The 15,960-nt window shown below is 70.9% G+C and carries 15 protein-coding genes; 11 read left to right on the forward strand and 4 right to left on the reverse strand.

Annotated elements, in window-relative coordinates; translation table 11 throughout:
• The first annotated feature begins 10 nt into the window (after positions 1–10).
• On the forward strand, positions 11–373 hold the full coding sequence (locus tag C4B68_RS22685) for an STAS domain-containing protein (RefSeq protein ID WP_099504230.1): 363 nt from the start codon (positions 11–13) through the stop codon (positions 371–373).
• A 220-nt stretch (positions 374–593) separates the two neighbouring features.
• The gene (locus tag C4B68_RS22690) at positions 594–1,106 is read left to right on the forward strand and encodes an EF-hand domain-containing protein (RefSeq protein WP_099504085.1); all 513 of its coding nucleotides are present in this window, start codon (positions 594–596) and stop codon (positions 1,104–1,106) included.
• Here C4B68_RS22690 and C4B68_RS22695 read toward each other — a convergent pair.
• On the reverse strand, positions 1,085–2,626 hold the full coding sequence (locus C4B68_RS22695; protein WP_099504087.1) for a class I adenylate-forming enzyme family protein: 1,542 nt from the start codon (positions 2,624–2,626) through the stop codon (positions 1,085–1,087). The two genes, C4B68_RS22690 and C4B68_RS22695, sit on opposite strands and share 22 nt — an antisense overlap.
• 178 nt (positions 2,627–2,804) lie before the next feature.
• Here C4B68_RS22695 and C4B68_RS22700 point away from each other — a divergent pair, with 178 nt between their 5' ends.
• The 4 genes from C4B68_RS22700 (at position 2,805) to C4B68_RS22720 (ending at position 6,996) form a co-directional block, all read left to right on the forward strand.
• Complete coding sequence (locus tag C4B68_RS22700) at positions 2,805–3,992, forward strand: amidohydrolase family protein (RefSeq protein ID WP_099504089.1); 1,188 nt, start codon at positions 2,805–2,807, stop codon at positions 3,990–3,992.
• Positions 3,992–5,146, forward strand: a complete 1,155-nt coding sequence (locus C4B68_RS22705) for an acyl-CoA dehydrogenase (protein WP_099504091.1) — start codon at positions 3,992–3,994, stop codon at positions 5,144–5,146. The genes C4B68_RS22700 and C4B68_RS22705 overlap by 1 nt, the downstream gene beginning before the upstream one ends.
• Positions 5,147–5,155: 9 nt before the next feature.
• Complete coding sequence (locus tag C4B68_RS22710) at positions 5,156–6,055, forward strand: acyl-CoA dehydrogenase family protein (RefSeq protein WP_099504093.1); 900 nt, start codon at positions 5,156–5,158, stop codon at positions 6,053–6,055.
• A gap of 479 nt (positions 6,056–6,534) precedes the next feature.
• Positions 6,535–6,996 (forward strand): ATP-binding protein, encoded by a 462-nt coding sequence (locus C4B68_RS22720; protein ID WP_099504097.1) that lies wholly within the window; start codon positions 6,535–6,537, stop codon positions 6,994–6,996.
• A 410-nt stretch (positions 6,997–7,406) separates the two neighbouring features.
• Here C4B68_RS22720 and C4B68_RS22725 read toward each other — a convergent pair whose 3' ends face one another.
• Complete coding sequence (locus tag C4B68_RS22725) at positions 7,407–8,333, reverse strand: cyclase family protein (RefSeq protein ID WP_099504099.1); 927 nt, start codon at positions 8,331–8,333, stop codon at positions 7,407–7,409.
• Positions 8,334–8,432: 99 nt separating this feature from the next.
• On the opposite strand from C4B68_RS22725, the gene C4B68_RS22730 reads away from it, so the two are divergent.
• From C4B68_RS22730 to C4B68_RS22740, 3 genes are all read left to right on the forward strand, one after another.
• The gene (locus C4B68_RS22730) at positions 8,433–9,344 is read left to right on the forward strand and encodes an SDR family NAD(P)-dependent oxidoreductase (RefSeq protein ID WP_099504101.1); all 912 of its coding nucleotides are present in this window, start codon (positions 8,433–8,435) and stop codon (positions 9,342–9,344) included.
• 168 nt (positions 9,345–9,512) lie between these two features.
• Positions 9,513–10,658, forward strand: coding sequence for an acyl-CoA dehydrogenase family protein (locus C4B68_RS22735; RefSeq protein WP_099504103.1), 1,146 nt, complete (start codon positions 9,513–9,515; stop codon positions 10,656–10,658).
• A gap of 10 nt (positions 10,659–10,668) precedes the next feature.
• Positions 10,669–11,718: a Zn-dependent alcohol dehydrogenase gene (locus C4B68_RS22740; RefSeq protein WP_099504105.1), complete on the forward strand. Its 1,050-nt coding sequence runs from the start codon at positions 10,669–10,671 to the stop codon at positions 11,716–11,718.
• Positions 11,719–11,828: 110 nt separating this feature from the next.
• On the opposite strand, the gene C4B68_RS22745 is transcribed toward C4B68_RS22740, so the two are convergent.
• Complete coding sequence (locus tag C4B68_RS22745; protein ID WP_099504106.1) at positions 11,829–12,854, reverse strand: GlxA family transcriptional regulator; 1,026 nt, start codon at positions 12,852–12,854, stop codon at positions 11,829–11,831.
• A gap of 71 nt (positions 12,855–12,925) precedes the next feature.
• Between C4B68_RS22745 and C4B68_RS22750 the strand changes: the two genes are divergently transcribed.
• Positions 12,926–14,263: an MFS transporter gene (locus tag C4B68_RS22750; RefSeq protein WP_099504108.1), complete on the forward strand. Its 1,338-nt coding sequence runs from the start codon at positions 12,926–12,928 to the stop codon at positions 14,261–14,263.
• Positions 14,264–14,307: 44 nt separating this feature from the next.
• Here C4B68_RS22750 and C4B68_RS22755 read toward each other — a convergent pair whose 3' ends face one another.
• Positions 14,308–14,913 (reverse strand): flavin reductase family protein, encoded by a 606-nt coding sequence (locus tag C4B68_RS22755; protein ID WP_099504110.1) that lies wholly within the window; start codon positions 14,911–14,913, stop codon positions 14,308–14,310.
• 83 nt (positions 14,914–14,996) lie between these two features.
• Between C4B68_RS22755 and C4B68_RS22760 the strand changes: the two genes are divergently transcribed.
• A complete protein-coding gene (locus C4B68_RS22760) occupies positions 14,997–15,941 on the forward strand; it encodes a hypothetical protein (protein WP_240634442.1) in 945 nt (314 codons plus the stop codon).
• Positions 15,942–15,960 lie beyond the last annotated feature (19 nt).

Raw genomic sequence — 15,960 nt, forward strand, 5'->3', positions numbered from 1 at the left:
GACGCTCAGGATGACCGACGGCGACGAGGGTGAGTGGGCCGTGCTGCGGGTGGCGGGCGAGCTGGACCTCGTGACGTCACCGGTGCTGCGCCAGCGGGTGCACGACGCGGTGGCGGAGGGCCGCCGCAGTCTTGTCCTCGACCTCTCCGAGGTCCTCTTCTGCGACTCCAGCGGTGTCGGCGTCCTCATCGCCACCCGCCGGCTCCTCCGCTCCTGCCAGGGCCGCCTGCGCCTGATCCTGCCCGCCCAGGGCGCGCAGGAGGGCTCCCACGTCAACCGTGTCCTCGCCGCCCTCGGCGTCCGCCGCCTCTTCGACGTGTACCCGGACGTCCCCACGGCCGTCGACGAGGAGTCGAGCCCCCTGTCGGCGTGACGCCGTTCCACGCGACGCCGACCGCAGCACCGACCGTCGGCATGACTCCGCTCACCCAGGCCGGGACACATCACCACACAGTTGTCCCAGAATTCCCGCGGTCTTGGTACAACCGTCGTTTTCCCTCTCGCGCGGTGGCCATCGCGTCGTACGCTCCGTCACGGATGAACCCCCAGTCCGGAACAGAGTCCGGCTGAGATGTGAGGCGGTCCCAACACACATGGTCAGCACCGAGTACGAGCGCCGGATTGCCGCCCGGTTCGCCGGCTTCGACCAAGACGGCAATGGCTACATCGACCGGGAGGACTTCAACGCCGCGACCAAGGCGGTCCTCACCGAGTTCGGTACGACGGCCCGCTCCGACAAGGGCCAGGCCCTGTACGTCGGCGCCGAGGCGTTCTGGCAGGGCATGGCCGGGATAGCGGACCGGGACGGCGACCAGCGGATCACCCGCGAGGAGTTCGTGAGCGGCGCCGTGAAGCGGCTGCGCGACAACCCCGACCGGTTCGCCGAGATCGCCCGCCCCTTCCTGCACGCGGCCCTCGCGGTCGCGGACGCGGACGGGGACGGCCGGGCCACCGTCGCCGACACCGCGCGCGTGCTCAAGGCCCTCGGGGTCCGCGAGGACGTCGCCGAGACGGCCGCCGCCGCCCTCGACGCGGACGCGGACGGCAAGGTCGGCGAGACGGAGATCGTGTCCGCGTTCGCCCGCTACTTCACCGTGCCCGAATAGCGTTCGCGCAGCTTGTACTTGAGTACCTTCCGCAGGGTTTCGTTGCGCGGAAGGGCGTCCACCACCTCCAGCCGCTCCGGCAGCTTGTGGACGGACAGCCCTTCCGCGCGCAGGTAGGACGTCACGGCGGACAGGGTCAACTCGTCGGCGCCCGGCGGCTGTTCCACCACCGCGCACACCCGCTCCCCGCGCTCGGCGTCGGGCAGACCGATCACGGCGGCATCCCCGACGGACGGGTGCCGGTGCAGCAGATCCTCGATCTCCTTGGCCGAGATGTTCTCGCCCTTGCGGATGATGATGTCCTTCAGACGGCCGGTGAGGACCAGGTGCCCGCTCTCCGTCAGATACCCCACATCCCCGGTGGCCAGGAACCCTTCCCCGTCGAACGCCTCCGCCGTCTGCGCCGGGTCCAGGTACCCCTGGCACACGGCTTCCCCGCGCAGCCGTACTTCGCCGTCGACGCCGTACGGCTGAGACGCGCCCTTCCCGTCCACGATCCGTATCTCCATCCCCTCCGGCGGCCGCCCCTCCGTCGTCGCCAGGTTCTCCGCCGTGTCGTCCGGCGCCCCCATCGTGATCATCGGGACCTCGGTCATCCCGTACCCGTGGGTGAGCTGTACGCCCATCTCGCGGACGACGGAGTGGTAGACCTCGGGCGGCTTCGGCGCCCCGCCGCCTGCGAGCAGGCGCAGACTCGGAATCACCGGCACGCCCGGCCGCTTGCGCTGTTCGGCGAGGAACATCGAGTAGAAGGCGGTCGAACCGCCCGCCACCGTCACGCCGTGCCGGCGATAGCCCTCCAGGGCGGCGGGCAGCGCGAAGTGCTCGAACATCACCGCCGGGAAGCCGTACAGCAGCAGCATCACCGTGTAGTCGGGCCCGGCGATATGGGCGTACGGGAACGCCATCGAGCCCACGTCGTCGGCCGACAGACGCAGCGCGTGCGCGAGGCACGAGCCGCCCGCGATCAGCGATCGGTCCGTGTGCAGGACGCCCTTGGGGTCGGAGGTCGTGCCCGAGGTCCAGTAGATCCAGCGCACGGAGGTGCCGTCGGCGGGCGGAGCGGGGAGTACGGCGGGGTCGCCGTCCGGCAGGACGTCGTACGCCTCGAAGACGCCCTTCGCGCCGAGCCGCCGCGCCATCGCCGTGTGGTCGAAGCCGCGCCACTCGCCCGGGACGGCGACGTACTCGGCCTGGGACTCCCGTAGCGCGAAGCCCACTTCGCGGTCGCGGTAGAAGGGGATGACCGGGGACTGTACGGCGCCGAGGCGGGCCAGCGCGAAGGACAGCAGCGCGGTCTCGATACGGGTGGGCAGCTGCCAGGCGACCACCGTGCCGGGGCGTACGCCCATGTCGTACAGACCCGCGGCCACCCGCTCGGAGCGGTCGCGCAGTTCGCCGAAGGACAGCGAGCGGTCGTCCTGGAGGAGGACGGGCCGGTCGGGGGTGAGGGCGGCGCGGCGTGCGACCAGTTCCCAGAGCGTGCGCGAGGCACCCAGCGCGTGTGCGGTGTCGTTCACGACGAGCCTCCCCTGCGGCCATGTACCTGACGGGCTGTCAGATGGTGGCCAGAGCGTAGGCCGCACCGCCTTGTCGGTCCAGAGGTGCGGGACTAGCCTGCTTCCTGGAAACTTTCTGACGGTCCATCAGATTCATAGGGACCGGCAGGCGGGAACGCCCGCCGGGCGGAGGGGAACCATGACGGAACTGCCCCGCATCATCAGCGTCGACGACCATGTGATCGAGCCCGCGCACCTCTTCGAGACCTGGCTGCCGCGGAAGTACCGCGAGCGCGGCCCGAAGCCCCTCACCGCCGGCATCGGGGAACTGGCCTACGTCGGCGGCAAGTACCGGATCACGATGGACCCGGAAGGACCGCCCACCGACTGGTGGATCTACGAAGACCTCGAGTTCCCGTACAAGCGCAACATCGCCGCCGTCGGCTTCGACCGCGACGAGATGACCCTGGAGGGCATCACGCGCGCGGAGATGCGGCGCGGCTGCTGGGACCCCGTCGAGCGCCTCAAGGACATGGACCTCAACCATGTCGAGGCCAGCCTCTGCTTCCCCACCTTCCCCCGCTTCTGCGGACAGACGTTCGCCGAGGCGCACGACAAGGAGGTGGCCCTGGCCTGCGTGCGCGCGTACAACGACTGGATGGTCGAGGAGTGGTGCGGCGACAGCGGCGGCCGGCTGATCCCGCTGTGCCTGATCCCGCTGTGGGACATCGACCTGGCGGTCGCCGAGATCCGGCGCAACGCGGCACGGGGCGTCAAGGCCGTGACCTTCTCGGAGATCCCCACCTACCTGGGGCTGCCCTCCATCCACACCGGCTACTGGGACCCCTTCTTCGCGGTCTGCCAGGAGACGGGCACGGTCGTGAACATGCACATCGGTTCGTCGTCGCAGATGCCCGCCGCGTCCCCGGACGCGCCGCCCGCCGTCCAGGCGTCGCTGTCCTTCAACAATGCGATGGCGTCGATGATGGACTTCCTGTTCAGCGGCGTACTGGTGAAGTTCCCGCGCCTCAAACTCGCCTACTCCGAGGGCCAGATGGGCTGGATCCCGTACGCCCTGGAGCGCGCCGACGACGTCTGGCGGGAGCACCGCGCCTGGGGCGGGGTCCGCGACCTCGTTCCCGAGCCCCCGTCGACGTACTACTACCGGCAGATCTTCTGCTGCTTCTTCCGCGACCAGCACGGTGTCGCCTCCCTGGACGTGGTCGGCCGCGACAACGCCACCTTCGAGACGGACTACCCGCACGTCGACTCGACCTTCCCGCACACCAAGGAGGTCGCCCTCGACCATGTGAAGGGCCTCGACGACGAGACCATCCACAAGTTGATGCGGGGCAACGCGATCCGCATGCTGGAACTGGACCTGTAGTGGACCTCGCGTGCACCCCGGAAGAGGAGGATTTCCGGGCGCGGCTGCGCGAGTGGCTCGCCCAGGCGCTTCCGTCGCTGCCCCCGAAGCCGTCCTCCGACGACTGGCCGGGGCGGCGCGCGTACGACCTCGGGTGGCAGCGGATGCTGTACGACGCCGGGTACGCGGGACTGCACTGGCCCGTCGACGCGGGAGGCCGGGGCGCCACCCCGACGCAGCACCTCATCTACCTCGAGGAGACGGAAAAGGCGGGCGCCCCCTACGTAGGGGCCAATTTCGTCGGCCTGCTGCACGCCGGACCCACCATTGCCTCCGAAGGAAGTGCCGAACAGCGGGCGCGCTGGCTGCCGCCCGTGCTGCGCGGCGAGGAGGTCTGGTGCCAGGGCTTCAGCGAACCCGGCGCGGGCTCGGACCTCGCGGCGCTGCGCACGCGCGCGTGGCGGCACGGCGACGACTACGTAGTGAGCGGGTCCAAAATCTGGACCTCTCACGCGGAGGTCGCCGACTGGTGCGAACTGCTGGTCAGGACGGACCCCACCGCCCCCAAGCACCGCGGCATCTCGTGGCTCGCCATGCCCATGGACGCGCCGGGAATCACCGTCCGGCCGCTGCGCACGCTCGCGGGCTCCGCCGAGTTCGCCGAGGTCTTCCTCGACGAGGTGCGCATACCGGTCGCCCACCGCGTCGGCGCCGAGAACGACGGCTGGCGCGTGACCATGGTGACCCTGTCCTACGAACGCGGCACCGCATTCGTCGGCGAGGTCGTCGCCTGCCGCCGCGTCCTTGGCGAACTCGCCCGCGAGGCTCGGAAGAACGGCCGCTGGGACGATGCCGTACTGCGCCGCCGTCTCGGCCGGCTCAACGCCGAGTTCCGGGCGCTGTGGCGGCTCACGCAGTGGAACGTCAGCGCGGCGCAGCGGACCGGCGGGGTGCCCGGAGCCGGCGGCTCGGTCTTCAAGCTGCGGTACTCGCACGCGCGCCAGGAGCTGTACGACGCCGCCGCCGAGCTCCTGGGCCCCGAGGCGCTCGACCTCGGCCGGGACTGGACCCTCGACCGGCTCTCATCCCTGTCGTACACCATCGCGGCCGGCACCTCGCAGATCCAGCGGAACATCGTGGCCGAGCGGATCCTGGGCCTTCCCAAGGGGCGGTGAGTTCGAAAAGTGGACTTCCAACTCACAGATGATCAAGAGGCGTTGAAGGCAGGCGTGCGGGAGCTGCTGACCGCGCGCTTCGGCCACGCCGAGCTGCGGGCCGCCGCGGACGGCGGGCCGCCCGCCCTCGACCGGGCGCTGTGGCGCGAGCTGGGCGAGGCCGGGTTCTTCGCGCTGCGCCTGCCGGAGGCGGACGGCGGAGTCGGACTCGGTCTCCCGGAAGCGGTGTTGGCCTTCGAGGAGGCGGGGCGGGTGCTGCTGCCCGGCCCGCTGATCGCGACGCACCTCGCGGCGGGCGTGGTCGACGGGGCGGCCACCGGCGAGGCCGTGGTGGCCGCCGTGGACGGGGTGCACGTGGAGTGGCTGGACCAGGCCGATGCCGTACGAGGAGACGCGGCCGGCGCACAGCCGCTGAGGTCGGTCGATCCGCTGACTCCGCTGCACAGGGTGCCTGCGGCCGGGGTTCCCCTGGAGGCCGACCCCGAAGCCGTACTCCTCACCTCCCTCCTCACCGCCGCCGAACAGCTCGGCGGCGCCGCCCGTACCTGCGAGCTGGCCGTGCAACACGCCCGGGCACGCAAGCAGTTCGGGCAGCCGATCGGGGCCTTCCAGGCGGTGCAGCATCTGTGCGCGCGGATGCTGGTGCGGGTGGAGGTGGCCCGCGCGGCCGTTTACGCGGCCGCCGTGACCGCCGACCCGGCGGATGTCGCGGCGGCCCGGCTGCTCGCCGACGAGGCCGCCGTGCGCGGCGCCCGCGACTGCCTTCAGGTGCACGGCGGCATGGGCTTCACCTGGGAGTCCGATGTCCATCTGCACCTCAAGAGGGCGTGGATACGGACGCAGCGCGCGGGCGGCACTACGGAGTGTGAGGAGATGTTGGCCGACGACCTCTTGGCCGGAGCGGGCTGAACGGGCCCTGTGCTGGCGCGGAGTGAGAAGGGCGCCGCCGAATGTCGCGGATCGTGGCCCACCGGAATCACGGAGCGTTGATACCGGGTTGTGTCCTACGCGTGACTTGTCACGGTCTGGAGTCGGCGCCGGGCTCCGGTACCTTGTGTGAGATGCGAGTGGTTCTGAGGCTGAGCCATCCCGGTGTTGCCCTTGGGGCGACTCCGGACCCGGCGATGCACGCCGCTCTCACGGCAGGGCGGACGTCCGCGCCTGCCAGTTCGACTCCCCGTAGCGAGCGTCGCACAGTATGCCGCACGCGTACTGCTTCGCGCTGGAATATGCCCGAAGCGCTTGTTGGGGTGACTGTACGTCAACCATGCTGTCTCGCAAGGGGATCACGTTCCGTGATCCTTGTTCTGGCCATGCAGAAAATGGCTACGATCGTGGCCCTTGTGAGGCGCGAGGCGATGTGTCCGCCGGTTCGGATGGTGTGAGCGGTGCAGGTGCTTCAAGTGCAGCTGGAGATCCGGCCCGACCCCGCGGAGGTGGGGCGAGCCCGGCGATGGACCCGTTCGCGGCTCACCGGGTCCGGGATAGAGGCCGATGAACCGCTCGCCGAGACGCTGATCCTGCTCGTCTCCGAACTCGTCACCAACGCCGTGGTGCACACCGGCTGTCCGGCCGTGCTGCGGCTGTCCCTGCCGCGCGGGGCCGAGTCCGACACCGTCCGCCTGGAGGTGGCCGACTCCAGCGCCCGGCCGCCGGCCCCCCGGCACGCCGACGGCGACGAGACCAACGGCCGTGGCCTGGAACTGGTCGACGGCCTCGCGGACCGCTGGGGCTGGAACCCCGAGGGTGCGGGCAAACGCATCTGGTGCGAGGTGGACCGCTGCAACTCGGGTGCCGCGACGGGGGCCGCGTATCCGGCGTACGAGGACTTCGCGTACGAGGCGGTGTAGGCGCCGGCGGGGCATGAAGCCCGGGACTTTGCGCGCGGGTGGGTGCACGGGTGTGTGCAGGTACGCACGCACCACCTGTACAGGGCCGCGGTTCTGACCGAATGCGCCCTGGCGTGCTTCCGTACGCGCCGTCGCAAAGGGGATGTGAAGTGATAAATCCCCGAACGGGTGTTGACGTGACGTGTCCGTTTGATCACGCTTGTGTTCAGCGATTCGCCGCGAGGGGACGGCGAGGATTTCGGTGACGGGAGTCCTCGGCGAGAGTGGGTCGCGATTCGGCGTCGGCTCCTACAGGGCCAGGAGGAGCAGGGCGGGTACGCCGGAGTCGGACGGCGGCGCGCGGTGCCGTGCTCGGGGCGAGCAGCGACGCGCCGCCGTCCGGCCGTACGCCAGGGCGGGGCGACCGCCAGTCAGAGCAGGGCGACCGGCGCCACCGGTGTGCCCGTACCGCCCACGAAGGGTTCGGGCATCGCTGACAGCAGGAAGGTGTAGCGCCCCTCTTCTCCACAGGCTGTGGACAACTCTTCGAGATTCCAGTTCTGGCCCTGAAGCATCCCCATCTCGACCAGGTGGAGCGCGTGCACGGGCAGCCACAGATCCTCGATCTCGGGCGGAAAGATCTCGAAGGTGAGGGTGTCGTTCGCGACCGCCGCGACATCGCGCGCGTGGAACCACTCCGGGGCCCGGACGGACAGCCCGGGTGACGGATACCCGTATCCGTGTCTGTCGCCCGCGAGATACACCTGGACCTGCCCCGTCCGTACGAGGACGATGTCACCGGCCCGCACCCGCGCACCCGCCAACGCCTCCGCCGCGTCCAGGTCTTCGGGCGTCACGGCGTGCCCGCCGTCCAGCCGGTCCTCGCCCCGCGCTCGCGCGACGTCGAGCAGGACGCCGCGCGAGACGATGTGCCGGGGCTTGTCGATGCCGCTGAACTGGGCTCCGCCGTGCGGGGTGATGGTGTCCGCAGGGCGGCCGTTGTAGATCCTCCCGGAGTGGGAGACATGGGTGAGCGCGTCCCAATGGGTCGCCGCCTGGAGCCCCATGGTCACGGCGTCGTCGCTGCACGCGACGGTGCCGGGGCCGAAGATCTCCTGGTTGATCTGCACCATGGTGTGCAGCGGATTGACCCGCCCGGGGATCACGCCGGTCTGCACGCCGTCGTGCCGAAGGGGGAGGGCGAGAGGAACACGCCGTCCCGTACGGACGCTCGCCGCCGCCTTCCTTACGACCTCGTCGGTGATGAGATTCAGGGTCCCGATCTCGTCGTCGGTGCCCCAGCGCCCCCAGTTGTTCACGCGCTTGGCGAGGCCCAGGAACTCGGCCGGCAGTGACATGAGTCCTCCCCGGGGTCTTGTCTCCAGGCATCTGACGGGTCGTAGAATCCCTCTCAACGAATCTAACGGACCGTCAGAAACTGCGGGAAGGGGCCGGGCGTGGGGAACTTCTTGGCAGGCAAGGTCATCGCCGTCACGGGAGCGGGACGGGGGATCGGCCGGGCCGTCGCCCTCGCCGCCGCGGCCGAGGGCGCGCGTGTCGTCGTCAACGACTACGGCGTCTCCATCGAGGGCGCCGAGCCGACGAGTTCGGTCGCCGACGCCGTCGTCAAGGAGATCGAGGCGGCGGGCGGGGACGCGGTCGCGGTGGCTGACGACATCTCGACGATGGCGGGCGGGCAACGGGTCGTCGACACCGCGCTGACGTCGTACGGGCGCCTGGACGGTGTGGTGTGCGTGGCGGGGATCCTGCGCGAGCGCATGCTCTTCAACATGTCCGAGGAGGAATGGGACCCGGTCGTCGCGACCCACCTCAAGGGCACGTTCACGGTGTTCCGGGCGGCGTCGGTGGTGATGCGCAAGCAACGCTCGGGCACGCTGATCGGTTTCACCAGCGGTAACCATCAGGGGTCCGTCTCCCAGGCCAACTACAGCGCCGCGAAAGGCGGGGTCATCTCGCTCGTGCGGAGCGCGGCGCTGGGGCTGCACAAGTACGGGGTGACGGCGAACGCGGTCGCACCCGTGGCGCGTACGCGCATGTCCGCGAAGGTGCCGGTGGAGCTGACGGAGATCGGCGAGCCCGAGGACGTCGCCGCACTGGTGGCCTATCTGCTCTCGGACCGCGCCCGCGAGCAGCGGATCACCGGGCAGGTGTACACCATCGCCGGCCCCAAGATCGCCGTATGGGCCCAGCCCCGCGAACTCCGGGCGGCGTACGCGGAGGGCTCCTGGACACCGGAGAAGATCGCGGACTTCCTGCCGGGGACGGTGGGGGTGGATCCGATGCCGCTGCTGGAGCGGGTGGAGGCGATGGCTCGGGCGGCGGGGGAGGGGGCGCGGCCGAATGAGTAGGTTTTTCGCCCCCTCCGCCCCTACCCGTCACGTCCTTGAGGGCCGCCCCCAAACCCCCGTGTCGCGCTGAACGCGCTCGTCCCCAAACGCCGGACGGGCTGCAAATACGGGACGGGCAGGGGCGGAGGGGGCGAAACAAAATCGGTGGCCCAACGTGAGGCGGAAACAGTGGAGTTCGGATTCGCTCCGGAGGACGAGGGATTCCGGCGGGAGGCGCGGGCGTGGCTCGAGGAGCATCTCGACGCCGGGCCCCCCGCTCGCCAGGACTGGGAGCGGGCGCTCGGCCGGGGCGGCTGGATCGGCCTCGGGTGGACCGAGGGCGGGTACGGCAACCGGCAGGCGACCCTGACCCAACAGGTCGTCTGGGCCGAGGAGTACGCGCACGCGAACGCCCCCACCCGCTCGGGCCACATCGGCGAAAACCTCCTGGCCCCCACCCTCATCGCCCACGGCACCCAGGAACAGAAGGCCCGCTTCCTCCCCACCGTCGCCCGAGGCGAGGAACTCTGGTGCCAGGGATACAGCGAACCGGGCGCGGGTTCGGATCTGGCAGGCGTGCGGACGACAGCCGTCCGGGACACCGACACGTACCACATCACGGGCCAGAAGATCTGGACCTCCCTGGCCCACGAGGCGGACTGGTGCTTCGTCCTCGCCCGTACGCAACCGGAGTCCACCCGCCACCACGGTCTGTCCTTCCTCCTCGTCCCCATGGACCAGCCGGGCCGCGTCGAGGTCCGCCCGATCCGCCAGTTGACCGGCACGAGCGAGTTCAACGAGGTCTTCTTCGACGGTGCGGTGGCACGCGCCGAGCACCTGGTCGGCGGCGAGGGAAACGGCTGGCACGTCGCGATGAGCCTCCTCGGCTTCGAGCGGGGCGTGTCGACCCTGGCCCAACAGATCGGCTTCGCCGAGGAGTTGGGGCGAGTTGTCGAGACAGCCGTCGAGACCGGCGCCGTCGCCGATCCCGTCGTACGCGACCGGATCGTACGTCAGTGGGCCGAACTGCGGACGATGCGCTGGAACGCCCTGCGCACGCTGGGCGGCCGGACGGATCCGGGGGCGCCCAGCGTGGCGAAGCTGCTGTGGGGCGGCTGGCATCGGCGGCTCGGTGAGCTGGCGATGCAGGTACGCGGCGCCGCGGCGGCGGTGGGGCCGGTGGACTGGGCGGCGGCAGCGCCGTACGAACTGGACGCGTTCCAGCACCTGTTCCTGTTCAGCCGGGCCGACACGATCTACGGCGGCTCGGACGAGATCCAGCGCACGATCATCGCCGAGCGGGTGCTCGGCCTGCCGCGGGAACCGAAGGGCTGAGGGAGTCGCGATGCGAGGCGTGATCTTCGATGGGAAGCGGCCCCAGGCCGTGGACGACCTGGAGATACGGGACCCAGGACCCGGCGAGGTATTGGTGGCGATCTCGGCGGCCGGGCTCTGCCACAGCGATCTCTCTGTGGTGGACGGGACCATACCGTTCCCCGTTCCGGTGGTCCTCGGCCATGAGGGCGCGGGCGTGGTGGAGGCGGTGGGTGTGGGCGTCACCCATGTCCAGCCCGGCGACCATGTGTCGCTGTCCACGCTCGCCAACTGCGGGGCCTGCGCCGAGTGCGACCGGGGACGACCGACGATGTGCCGCAAGGCGATCGGGAAGCCGCGGCAACCGTTCACGCGGGGCGGCCGGCCGCTGTACCAGTTCGCGTCCAACTCGGCTTTCGCGGAACGGACGTTGGTGAAGGCGGTGCAGGCGGTCCGGATTCCGGAAGACATCCCCCTGACGTCCGCGGCGCTGATCGGCTGCGGGGTCCTGACGGGCATGGGGGCGGTACTGAACCGCGCCCGCGTGGACCGGGGCGACAACGTCCTGGTCATCGGCACGGGCGGCATAGGCCTCAACGTCCTCCAGGGCGCGCGGATCGCGGGCGCCCTGAAGATCGTCGCGGTCGACTCCAACCCCGCGAAGGAGTCCCTGGCCCGCCAGTTCGGCGCGACCCACTTCCTGACCTCCACGGAGGGCGTGAAGGACATCCTCCCCACCGGCGCCCACCACGCCTTCGAATGCGTCGGCCGTGTCGAACTCATCCGCCAGGCCATCGACTCACTCGACCGCCACGGCCAGGCCGTCCTCCTCGGCGTCCCCCCGGCAACGGCCGAGGCCTCCTTCCTCGTCTCCTCCATGTACCTGGACAAGTCCATCCTCGGCTGCCGCTACGGCTCCTCCCGCCCCCAACGCGACATCGCCCTGTACGCCGAGCTGTACCGCGAAGGCCGCTTGCTCCTGGACGAGTTGGTGACGGCGACTTATCCGGTGGAGGACTTCGAGAAGGCGACGGAGGACGCACATGAGGGGAGGGTGGCGAGGGCGGTGCTGACGTTCTGAATCTTTTAGCCCGTCCGGCGTTTGAGGACGAGCGCGAAGCGCGATACAGGGGGTTTGGGGGGCGGAGCCCCCAGATACGGGACGGGCAGGGGCGGAGGGGGCGAACAACCCTAAGAGCCGGACCGGCTCCCGGACCCCGCCCGGAACGTCCGCCGATACGTAGTGGGAGTGACCCCGAGCACCGTCTGCAGATGCTGACGCATCGACTGGGCCGTGCCGAATCCGGCATCCCGCGCCACCTGATCGATCGACAGGTCGCTGGACTCCAGCAGATGCCGGGCCCGTTCGACGCGCTGCTGGGTGAGCCAGTGCCCGGGGCTGACGCCGACCTCCTCGCGGAACCGGCGCGTGAAGGTGCGTACGGACATCGACTCCCGCTCGGCCATGTCTCGCAGCTGGATCGGCTCGTGGAGGCGGCCGAGGGCCCAGGCGCGGGCGGCGGTCGTGGTGGCCGCCTGTGCCTCCGGCACCGGACGCTGGATGTACTGCGCCTGGCCGCCGTCGCGGTGCGGCGGAACGACGGTACGGCGGGCCACATCGTTGGCGACGGCGGCGCCGTGGTCGCGGCGTACGAGATGGAGGCACAGGTCGATCCCGGCCGCGACACCGGCGGAGGTGAGGACGTCACCGTCGTCGATGAAGAGCACGTCGGCGTCGACCCGGATCTTCGGGAAGAGCTGCTGGAAGTGCTCCGCGTGCATCCAGTGCGTGGTGGCCGGGCGGCCGTCGAGATAGCCGGCGGCGGCGAGGATGTATCCGCCGGTGCAGATGGAGACGAGACGAGTGCCGGGGCGGACGTGGGCGAGGGCGGCGGCCAGTTCGGGGGTGAGCACACCTTCCTCGTGGACGGGGCCGAGCTCGTACGACGTGGGGATGACGACGGTGTCGGCGGTGGCCAGCGTCTCCGGGCCGTTGCCGACCAGGACGGCGAAGTCGGCGTCCGTCTGGACGGGGCCGGGCGGCCGGATCGAGCAGGTGACGACGTCGTACAGGCTGCGGCCGTCCGCGTCGCGCGCCTTGCCGAAGATGCGCTGCGGGATGCCCAGCTCGAAGGGCAGCAGCCCGTCGAGGGCGAGAACGACAACGCGGTGTCTGGAGGGCGCGTTCGGCGCGGGTGATGCCTGCTGTTCGTCCATGGCCCGATCCTAGCGAATGCTGACCTTTGAGCCACTCGCTCGGGCGTACTCCATCCCTGAAGCTCTATGTCGTGACCCAGACAACCGAAGCCACCTCAGCCGCAGAGGACTCCCGACCTCGACCCCGGTTCACCCGCCCCTTCGGGCGCCGCATCCACCGGGCGTGGTTCGTGGCGGCCGTCACTTTCGTGACGATCCTCGGCGCCGCGGCCTTCCGTTCGCTCCCGGGGCTGCTGATCGATCCGCTGCACGATGAGTTCGACTGGTCGCGCGGCACGATCGGCGCGGCGGTCTCGGTCAACCTCGCGCTGTACGGGCTGACGGCACCGTTCGCGGCCGCGCTGATGGACCGCTTCGGCATCCGGCGCGTGGTGGCGGTCGCCCTGACGGTGATCGCGCTCGGTTCCGGGCTGACCGTCTGGATGACGGCGGCCTGGCAGCTTCTGCTCTGCTGGGGCCTGTTGGTGGGCGTGGGCTCCGGTTCGATGGCGCTGGCCTTCGCGGCGACGGTCACGAACCGCTGGTTCACGACGCGGAAGGGCCTGGTGACGGGCATCCTGACGGCGGCCTCGGCGTCGGGACAGTTGATCTTCCTGCCGATGCTCTCCTGGATCGTCACCGAGCACGACTGGCGCCCCGCCGCGGTGACAGTGGCCCTCGCCGCCCTCGCCGTCGTCCCCTTCGTATGGCTGCTGCTGCGCGACCACCCGGCGGACGTGGGCCAGAAGCCGTACGGGGCGAAGGAGTTCGTGCCGAAGCCCGAGCCGGCGCGGGGAGCCGCCCGGCGCGCGGTGACCGTCCTGTTCTCCGCGGTCCGCACGGGTCCCTTCTGGCTGCTGGCGGGGACGTTCGCGATCTGCGGTGCCTCGACGAACGGTCTGATCCAGACGCACTTCGTGCCCGCGGCCCACGACCACGGCATGCCGATCACGGCGGCCGCCTCGCTCCTCGCGGTCATCGGCGTCTTCGACGTGGTCGGAACGATCGCCTCCGGGTGGTTCACCGACCGCTTCGAGCCCCGCCGGCTGCTGGCGGTGTACTACGCCCTGCGCGGCATCTCGCTCCTCTTCCTCCCCATGCTCCTGGCCCCGACGGTGCACCCCCCGATGATCTTCTTCATCGTCTTCTACGGCCTCGACTGGGTCGCCACGGTGCCGCCCACCCTGGCCCTGTGCCGCGAGCAGTACGGCGAGGACAGCGCCATCGTCTTCGGCTGGGTCCTCGCCTCCCACCAGGTCGGCGCCGCCCTCGTCGCCTTCCTCGGCGGCGTCGCACGGGATGTCTTCGGCTCGTACGACGTGGTCTGGTACGCCTCGGGCGCACTGTGCGCGGCGGCGGCGCTGATGGCGCTGGTGATCCGCCGCCGACGGCCGGTCCAGATGATGCCCGCGCCGGCGACGGCCGCCTGAACCCGCACAACGGACCTGCAGGACGCACCTGCAGGACGCACCTGCTAGACGAACCGCCCCTTGTGGAACAGCAGTGGCGCCACGTCGTCGTCGCCGGTGCCGAGCGCGTCCACCCGGCCGACCACGATGAGGTGATCCCCGCCCGTGTGCACCGCATGGATCGTGCAGTCGATCCACGCCGCGGCGCCCGCGAGGCGGGGCGAGCCGGAGACCGGCGCCGCGTCGTACACGACCCCGGCGAACTTGTCCGCGCCGCTCACCGCGAAGCCGCGGCACAGCTCGCCCTGGTGCGCCCCGAGGACGTTCACACAGAAGGCGCCCGCGCGCGCGATCCGCGGCCAGGTCGTCGACGTACGGCCGACCATGAAGCAGACCAGCGGAGGGTCGAGGGAGAGGGAGGAGAAGGACTGGCAGGCGAAACCCGCGGGGCCCGGGTCGCCGTCGGCGGCCGCTGCGGTGACAACGGTCACGCCGGTCGCGAAGTTCCCCAGGACTCGGCGGAATTCGGCCTGATCGACCGGCGCGCGTTCGTCGTCGCCGACCGCGCGCAGTTCCGGGCGCGGCAACGCCTCCACGGGCCTCGCGGCGGCGGGGACTCCGGCCGACCTGAGGTAGCGGACCGCGGCGGCGGCCATCCCTGCGTGTCCCATCACGCCACCCATTGAAGCTGATGGGCCGTCAGATGAGAAGGGGTGTGCAAAGACCGGTGGCGGCCTGCGCATACGCTCCCGGCATGGGGTGGGGACACATACGCAAGAGGGGCGCGGCGCTCTGGCCGGTGGCCGACATGACCATGGCCACGGCGGCCGGTGCCGCCCAGCTGCCGGGGGCTTTCATCCTCTGGTGGATCGTGGCGTCCACGGTCAGCGACGACTACAACGCGGGTTACGGCGGCGCCTTCGGCCTGCTCTGCCTCTTCGTCCTCGCCCCGCTGTATCTGCCGGTGCTGGGACTGCTGCACGCCGCCGCGCACACCATGCCGGCCACCGTCCTCGCCCGCCGCGCCCCCGGACCACGCTGGGCCCGCCACCTGCTCGGCACGGCACTCCTCGGCGTGTTCTGGGCGGCGGTGACCGCCCTGCTCTGGGACGGGCCGTTCCTCGCGACCGCCGTGTCCCTCGCGGCCCTCGGCGTCCTGCCCGCGCTCGCCGTGGCCTACGCGCGCAGGCGCGCGCGGGTCACCGGGCAGCCATGGGGGCTCTTCGGCGCCTGGTGGCGCGCGGCGCTCGCCGTCCCGGTGCTGTGCGTGGCGGCCTTCGGCGGCGGCGCGCTGGCCACGGTCACGGGCCTGATCGAGGAGTACGAGCCTCCGGTGCTGTCCGCCGCCCGGCTCACCGGCGAGTGGCACGGCGACGACGGGGCGGTGCTGCGGCTGCGCTCCGGCGGGCGGGCCGAGGTGACCCGGCTGCCGGCCGAGGGCGAGTTCGCATTCGGGGCGGACGAGGTCTACGTCCGGTGCGACGGCTACGGCACGTGGCAGCTCGACCGCGAGGGGCGCTACGACACGTACACCGGCAAGGGCCCCGAGGAGCGGGACGGTGTCGTCGTACGACTGGACGGCGGATGCCGGCAGGAGACGTACTGGACGATCGGCGGTACGGAGCACGAGCCGGAGCTGTTCGTGCGATTCGGGGACCCGGACGCGGGGGAGTTGTGGATCCTGGCGAAGGCCTCCTGACCGCCTGCCTGCTTACCTC

Origin of the sequence: Streptomyces dengpaensis, from assembly GCF_002946835.1 — a bacterium.
Lineage (GTDB): Bacteria > Actinomycetota > Actinomycetes > Streptomycetales > Streptomycetaceae > Streptomyces > Streptomyces dengpaensis.

Excerpts from the sequence above, each read along its gene's own strand:
- C4B68_RS22685 (WP_099504230.1), top strand. The coding sequence starts at position 11 with ATGACCGACGGCGACGAGGGTGAGTGGGCCGTGCTGCGGGTGGCGGGC.
- C4B68_RS22690 (WP_099504085.1), top strand. The coding sequence starts at position 594 with ATGGTCAGCACCGAGTACGAGCGCCGGATTGCCGCCCGGTTCGCCGGC.
- C4B68_RS22700 (WP_099504089.1), top strand. The coding sequence starts at position 2,805 with ATGACGGAACTGCCCCGCATCATCAGCGTCGACGACCATGTGATCGAG.
- C4B68_RS22725 (WP_099504099.1), bottom strand. The coding sequence starts at position 8,333 with ATGTCACTGCCGGCCGAGTTCCTGGGCCTCGCCAAGCGCGTGAACAAC.
- C4B68_RS22740 (WP_099504105.1), top strand. The coding sequence starts at position 10,669 with ATGCGAGGCGTGATCTTCGATGGGAAGCGGCCCCAGGCCGTGGACGAC.
- C4B68_RS22745 (WP_099504106.1), bottom strand. The coding sequence starts at position 12,854 with ATGGACGAACAGCAGGCATCACCCGCGCCGAACGCGCCCTCCAGACAC.
- C4B68_RS22755 (WP_099504110.1), bottom strand. The coding sequence starts at position 14,913 with ATGGGACACGCAGGGATGGCCGCCGCCGCGGTCCGCTACCTCAGGTCG.
- C4B68_RS22760 (WP_240634442.1), top strand. The coding sequence starts at position 14,997 with ATGGGGTGGGGACACATACGCAAGAGGGGCGCGGCGCTCTGGCCGGTG.